The sequence below is a fragment of the Sabulicella flocculans genome, assembly GCF_045449635.1.
Lineage (GTDB): Bacteria > Pseudomonadota > Alphaproteobacteria > Acetobacterales > Acetobacteraceae > Roseococcus.
Genome location: NZ_JBJJBR010000003.1, coordinates 68,080 through 74,941 on the forward strand (window position 1 = coordinate 68,080; position 6,862 = coordinate 74,941).

Below are 6,862 nucleotides of genomic sequence, written 5' to 3' on the forward strand. Positions count from 1 at the left end.
GCAAGCCCTCTCGCACCCGCGAAGCGCCGTCCTGGGCAGGGCGGCGGGGGGCGGCTAAGGAGGGCCTTCCCGGGAACATAACCAAGGACCTGCCTTTCCATGGACGACGTGCGCAAGGACCCCAACGACACCCGCACCGCGCGGGTGACCGGCGAGGAGGCGCTGGCCATGCACGCCGAAGGGCGGCCCGGCAAGCTGGAGACGCGGCTGACCAAGCCGCTGGTGACGGCGCGCGACCTGTCCCTGGCCTATTCGCCCGGCGTGGCCGAGCCCTGCCTGCACATCCACCGCGACAAGTCGCTGGCCTATGACTACACCTCCAAGGGCAACTTCGTCGCCGTCGTCTCCAACGGCACCGCCGTGCTGGGGCTGGGCAACCTGGGCGCGCTGGCCGGCAAGCCGGTGATGGAGGGCAAGGTCGCGCTGTTCAAGCGCTTCGCCGACGTGGACGGCATGGACCTGTGCCTGGACACGGAGGACGTGGACGAGTTCGTCAACTGCGTGCGCTTCCTGGGCCCCTCCTTCGGCGGCATCAACCTGGAGGACATCAAGGCCCCCGAGTGCTTCGTCATCGAGCAGCGCCTGCGCGAGCTGATGGACATCCCGGTCTTCCATGACGACCAGCACGGCACCGCCATCGTCGCCGCCGCCGGCCTCATCAACGCCGCGCACCTGACGGGCCGCGACCTCGCCACCACGCGCCTGGTCATCAACGGCGCCGGCGCCGCCTCCATCGCCTGCGCCGAGCTGCTGCGCGCCATGGGGATGCGGCCCGAGAACATCATCATGTGCGACACCAAGGGCGTGCTGTACCGCGGCCGCACCGAGGGCATGAACCAGTGGAAATCCGCGCACGCGGTGGAGACCACGGCGCGCACGCTCTCCCAGGCGCTGGAGGGGGCGGACGTCTTCTTCGGCCTGTCCGTGAAGGGCGCGCTGACGCAGGAGATGATCCGCGCCATGGCGGAGAAGCCGATCATCTTCGCCATGGCCAACCCGGACCCGGAGATCACGCCGGAGGAAGCCAAGGCGGCGCGGCCGGACTGCATCATCGCCACCGGCCGCTCGGACTATCCCAACCAGGTGAACAACGTCCTGGGCTTTCCCTTCATCTTCCGCGGCGCGCTGGACGTGCGCGCCTCCACCATCAACGACGCCATGAAGATCGCCGCCGCCCGCGCGCTGGCGGAGCTGGCGCGCGAGGCGGTGCCGGAGGAGGTGGCGCGCTCCGGCGCCGGCAAGCGGCTGATGTTCGGCCCGGAATACATCATCCCCAACGCCTTCGACCCGCGGCTGATCTCCCGCGTGCCGGTGGCGGTGGCCGAGGCCGCGGTGAAGTCCGGCGTGGCGCGCAAGCCGCTGGCCGACCCCGCCCGCTACGCGCGCGAGCTGAACAGCCGGCTGGACGAGGCCGCCAACGCGCTGGAGGCCATCCACGAGCGCGTGCGCGCCGAGCCCAAGCGCGTGGTCTTCGCCGAGGGCGAGGAGGAGAACGTCATCCGCGCCGCCATCGCCTACCGCAATGGCGGCTTCGGCACCCCCATCCTGGTGGGGCGCGAGGACCGCATCACCGCCACCGTCGCCGCCATGGGCATCCGCCTGCCCGACGGCATCGAGATCCACAACGCCCGGCTTTCCCAGGACAACCGCCGCTTCGCGGAATACCTCTACGCCCGCAAGCAGCGCGACGGCTTCCTGTTCCGCGACTGCCAGCGCCTGGTGAACCAGGACCGCAACGCCTTCGCCGCCTGCATGGTCGCGCTCGGCCAGGCGGACGCGCTGGTGACGGGCGAGACGCGCTCCTTCTTCGCCACGCTGAAGGGCGTGCAGCACGGCATCGACGCCGACGGCGTGCTGTTCGGCCTGACCATGATGGTCGCCCGGCGCTCCGGCACCGTGCTGGTGGCCGACACCGCCATCCATGAGCGGCCGGACGCGCAGACCCTGGCGCTGATCGCGCGGCGCTCCGCCGGCGCGGCGCGGCGGCTGGGGATGGAGCCGCGCGTGGCCTTCCTGTCCTTCTCCAACTTCGGCGATCCCAAGGGCGTGATCCCCGGCTCCATCCGCGAGGCGGTGAAGATCCTCGACCAGGAAGGCGCCGACTTCGAGCATGACGGCGAGATGGGCGCCGACGTGGCGCTGGACCCCCAGCTGCGCGCGCAGCTCTACCCGTTCTGCCGCCTCACCGGGCCGGCCAACGTGCTGGTGATGCCGGGGCTGCACGCCGCGCACATCCTGTGCAAGGCGGTGCCGCACCTCACCAGCGCCACCACCATCGGCCCGGTGCTGATGGGCCTCGCCAAGCCGGCGCAGATCGTCAGCACGGGGGCGGGGGTGAACCAGATCCTCGACCTCGCCACCCTCGCGGCGTATCAGGCGCTGCGCGCCTGATACGCCTGATTTTTCGGTGCCCTCACCGCACGCGGCCTGGGGCCGCGTGCTACGCCGGGCGCCGCCCTCCGGGCGGCTTGGCTTCGCGCCCCTGAAGGGGCGCGGCGCGCGCAGGTGCGCGCGCATCCTCCGTGCGTGGTGGTGGTCTTGGGTGGGGGGCGCTGGATGGCCGGCGCTCGCCTGCGGCGTTGCGCCTCTCGTGGGGGTTCGGTGCGGGGCTGGGGTGCTGACGGGCCGGCGCTCGCCTGCGGCGTCGCGCCTCTCGTGATGGAGTCGGCGCGGGGCTGGGGCGCTGGATGGCCGGCGCTCGCCTGCGGCGTTGCGCCTCTCGTGATGGAGTCGGCGCGGGGCTCGGGGGATTGGGTGCTGTTGGGCCGGCGCCCGCCTGCGGCGTCGCGCCTCTGGCGCTGGGGCGGCGCGGGGCCTGCGGGGCCGGGCGTGACTGGGCCGGCGCCTGCCTGCGGCGTCGCGCCTCTGGCGTTGGGACGGCGCGGGGCCTGCGGGGCCGTGCGTGGCTGGGCCGGCGCCCGCCTGCGGCGTGGCGCCTCTGGCGTTGAGGCGGCGCGGCTCCCGGCGGAAGCGGGCGGTTGCGCGCGCTGCCGCCGCCGGGGCATAGGGGTTCCAACGAACCGGAGGCCCCGTCCATGACCCTCGCCCGCCGCGCGCTGCTGGCCGCGCCCTTGCTCGCCCCCGCCCGCGCCCGCGCCCAGGCGCCGGCGGTGGGGCGCACCGCGCGCATCCTCTGCGGCTTCCCGGCCGGCGGCACGGTGGACGTCACCTGCCGCCTGCTGGCCGAGCGCCTGCGCGGCACCTGGGCGCCGCAGGTGGTGGTGGAGAACCGGGCCGGCGCCGCCGGGCGCCTGGCCATCGAGGAAGCCATCCGCGCCGAGGCCGACGGCACCACCATCCTCGTCTCGCCCGCCAGCATGATCACCATCTACCCGCACCTCTACGGCGCGCGGCTGCGCTACGACGCCCAGGCGGACCTCGCGCCCGTCTCGCCCGTGGTGCTGTATCCCTTCGCGCTGGGCGTCGGCCCCGGCGCGCCGGGCGTGACCGACCTGCGCGGGCTGCTGGCGCTGGCGCGCGCCCGCAACGGGCTAAACTACGCCTCGCCCGCCGCCGGCTCGGTGCCGCACTTCACGGGCGTGATGCTGGCCCGCGCCGCGGGGGTGGAGCTCACGCACGTCCCCTATCGCGGCGCCGCGCCGGCCATCACCGACGCCATCGCCGGGCAGATCCCGATGACGATCAACGTCATCGGCGACCAGACCGAGCACCACCGCGGCGGCCGGCTGCGGATGGTCGCCGTCACCAGCCCCCAGCGCCTGCCGCGCTTCCCCGACGTCGCCACCTTCGCCGAGCAGGGCTTTCCCGACCTCACCGCCGACGAGTGGTTCGGCGCCTTCCTGCCCGCCCGCGCCACCCCGGCGCTGGTCGGCCAGCTCAACGCCGCCCTGCGCGACGCGGTGGCCGACGCCACGCTGCGCCAGAACCTCCTCCAGCGCGAGTTCGAGCCCGCCCACACCAGCGCCGCCGACTTCGCCGCCCGCATCCGCGCCGAGACGACCAAGTGGGGCCCCATCGTGCAGGCCAGCGGCTTCCGGCCGGAGGAATAGCGCCGCCGGCGGTGCGCGCCGGCGCCATCGCGCCTATCCTCGCCGCGCACCACAGGGGCCGTTCCGCGACATGCTGGTTTCCGAGGAGTTCATCGCCGCGCTGCGCGCCGCGCGCATCCTGCTGCAGCCCCCGGCGGCCGCCCGCGCGGCGGAGCGCCTGGGCGAGGAGGCGCCCGCCGGCCAGCATGGCTGGATGAAGGCGGGCCAGAAGGTCGTCCCCGCCGCGCCGATCACGCTGGAGGAGCGCACCGGCCTCTATGGCGGGCGCTACCGCCCCTCCATCGGCGGCGACTTCGGCTCCGGCCTCTTTTCCTGCGGCGCCTTCACCTACAGCTACAGCGCGATCCACGACGAGGTGACGGTGGGGCGCTACTGCTCCATCTCCGCCGGCCTCGCCTTCCTCGACAGCCACCATCCGCTCGACTGGGTGACCACCAGCGCCGTGACCTTCCGGCCCAAGAACCCCCTGTTCCACGACCTGCTGCCGCCGGGCCTCGCCAAGCGCTATCCCTTCGACCCGCGCGGGCCCAAGCCCTACCCCGCCATCGGCCACGATGTCTGGATCGCGCGCGACGTCACCCTCGCCATGGGCGTGACGCTGGGGACGGGCTGCGTCGTCGCCGCCGGCTCGGTGGTGACGCGCAGCGTCGAGCCCTACATGATCGTCGCCGGCAACCCGGCCCAGCCCCGCCGCCGCCGCTTCCCCGACGCGCTGTGCGAGCGGCTGCTGGGCTCGCGCTGGTGGCGCTTCGGGCCGGACGTCGTGCTGGCGCTGCCGGCCACCGAGCCGGAGCGCTTCTGCGGCGAGCTGGAGGAGGCGGAGGCGGCCGGCCGCGTCGCGGAATTCGCCGCGCGGCGCGTCGTCGTCAGCCGCGACGGCTGGGAGGCCCTGGGCTGACGGCGCATCAGGCGATGCGGTAGCCGCCATCCTCCCGGCGCAGCAGCTCGGCCGCCTGCCCCAGCTTGCGGCGCAGGCGGTAGATGTGGGTTTCCAGCGTGTGCGTGGCCACGGCGGCGGAATAGCCCCAGACCTCACCCAGCAGCTCCTCGCGCGGGACGGGGCGGCCGGCGCGGTGCAGGTAGGCCAGGATGGCGGCCTCGGTTTCCGTCAGCCGGATGCGCGCGCCGTCCGCCGCGGTCAGCAGCCGGCCGGCGAAGTGGAAGCTGAACGGCCCCAGCGGCGTCGCCGCCCCGGGCGAGGCGTCCCACGCCGCCAGCCGCGCCCGCAGCCGGGGCAGCAGCCCGGCCAGGCGCAGCGGCTTGGCCAGGCGCTCGGCGGCGCCGGCGGGCAGGGGGGCGCCGGGCGGCTCGCCGGGGGCATGGCCCAGCAGCAGCACGGGCACGCCGCCGTCCAGCGCCGCCAGGTGCGCCTCCGGCGAGGGAGGCAGCGCGGCGTCCAGCAGCACCGCCTCGGCGTCGCCGGCCGGGCCGGCGGGGGCGACGCGCAGGGCATAGCCTTCGGGCGCGAGCTGCTGCGGCAGGAAGCGGGCCAGGGCGGCGTCGTCGGTCAACAGCAGGATGCGGCGCGGGATCGGCATGTCGCCCAGGTGGCTTGCTGGCGCAGTCCTAGCATCCGGGCGGGCGCGCACAAAGTTTCACCGTGCTATGCTGTCAGGCGCCGCAGCAACGCCACATTCGGGATGAAGCATTGTGGCCAATCAGGAACGCTGGATGAGCATCACCCCCACCTCCACCCCGCGCCCGTCCCTGGCCGCCGAGGCCCTCGCCCTCCGGGCGGTGCACCGCGCGGTGTCGGAGCTGCGGCGCGGCACGCCGGTGCTGCTGGAGGCGCCGGGCGCCCGCCTGGTCATCGCCGCGGCGGAGACGGTGGGCGCGTCCGGGCTGGCGCAGCTCTCGGCCCTGGCGGCGATGCCGCCCGTGCTGCTGCTGGCCCCGGCCCGCGCCGCGGCGGTGCTGAGCCGCCCCGTGCCGCTGTCCGCGCCGGAGGAAGGGGTGGTGGCGCTGCGCCTGCCGCCCGGCCTGCTCGACCCCGTCCGGCTGGCCGCCCTGGCCGACCCGACGGCAGAGGCGTTGCTGCCCGCCCTGCCCGAGCGCCAGCCCACCCCCGCGCTGGGCGCCGCCGCCCTGGCCCTGGCCAAGCTGGGCCGGCTGCTGCCCGCGCTGGTGGCTGCGCCCGCCCCCGGCGACGACCCCACCCTGCTGCGCGTCACCGCCGACGACATCCTGGCCTATCCGGAAACCTCGGCCACCACGCTGCGGCGGGTGGCGGAGGCGCGGGTGCCGCTGGAGGACGCGCCGGACACCCGCATCGTCGCCTTCCGCGCCGCCGATGGCGGCATCGAGCACCTGGCCATGCTGGTGGGCCGGCCCGAGGATGCCGAGGCGCCGCTGGCGCGCATCCATTCCGAGTGCTTCACCGGCGACCTGCTGGGCTCGCTGCGTTGCGACTGCGGCCCGCAGCTGAAGGGCGCGCTGCGCCGCATGGCGGAGGCGGGCGCGGGCGTGCTGCTGTACCTCGCGCAGGAGGGGCGGGGCATCGGGCTGGTGAACAAGCTGCGCGCCTACACCCTGCAGGATGCCGGGCTGGACACGCTGGATGCCAACCGCGCCCTGGGCTACGGCGCCGACGAGCGCAACTTCCTGCTGGCGGGGGTGATGCTGCGCGAGCTGGGCATCGGCCGCGTGCGGCTGCTGACCAACAACCCCGACAAGATGGCCGGCCTCGCCGCCTGCGGCATCGAGGTGGCGGGGCGGGAGAAGCACGCCTTCGCCGGCAACGGCGTGAACGACCGCTACCTGGCCACCAAGGCGGAGCGGTTCGGGCATATGTTGTAGCCCCACCGCGGTTTTTGCCCCCGCCGGGGGGGGGGGGGGGCAACCCGCCGGGGGGC

At 74.8% G+C, this 6,862-nt stretch carries 5 protein-coding genes; 4 read left to right on the plus strand and 1 reads right to left on the minus strand.

The genetic code is table 11. From position 1 onward, the window contains the following. Positions 1-99: 99 nt before the first annotated feature. The 3 genes from ACI6QG_RS05150 to ACI6QG_RS05160 all read left to right on the plus strand — a co-directional run bounded on the left by ACI6QG_RS05150 (position 100) and on the right by ACI6QG_RS05160 (position 4,908). Complete coding sequence (locus tag ACI6QG_RS05150; protein WP_407023499.1) at positions 100-2,391, plus strand: NADP-dependent malic enzyme; 2,292 nt, start codon at positions 100-102, stop codon at positions 2,389-2,391. 644 nt (positions 2,392-3,035) lie between these two features. Then, complete coding sequence (locus tag ACI6QG_RS05155; RefSeq protein WP_407023500.1) at positions 3,036-4,010, plus strand: tripartite tricarboxylate transporter substrate-binding protein; 975 nt, start codon at positions 3,036-3,038, stop codon at positions 4,008-4,010. Positions 4,011-4,080: 70 nt separating this feature from the next. Continuing rightward, positions 4,081-4,908 (plus strand): CatB-related O-acetyltransferase, encoded by an 828-nt coding sequence (locus ACI6QG_RS05160; protein WP_407023501.1) that lies wholly within the window; start codon positions 4,081-4,083, stop codon positions 4,906-4,908. A 7-nt stretch (positions 4,909-4,915) separates the two neighbouring features. On the opposite strand, the gene ACI6QG_RS05165 is transcribed toward ACI6QG_RS05160, so the two are convergent. After that, positions 4,916-5,548, minus strand: coding sequence for a response regulator transcription factor (locus ACI6QG_RS05165; protein WP_407023502.1), 633 nt, complete (start codon positions 5,546-5,548; stop codon positions 4,916-4,918). A 133-nt stretch (positions 5,549-5,681) separates the two neighbouring features. Between ACI6QG_RS05165 and ribA the strand changes: the two genes are divergently transcribed. Next, positions 5,682-6,806 carry a GTP cyclohydrolase II gene (gene ribA, locus ACI6QG_RS05170; protein ID WP_407023503.1) on the plus strand — a complete coding sequence of 375 codons (1,125 nt, stop codon included), beginning with the start codon at positions 5,682-5,684 and terminating at the stop codon, positions 6,804-6,806. Positions 6,807-6,862 lie beyond the last annotated feature (56 nt).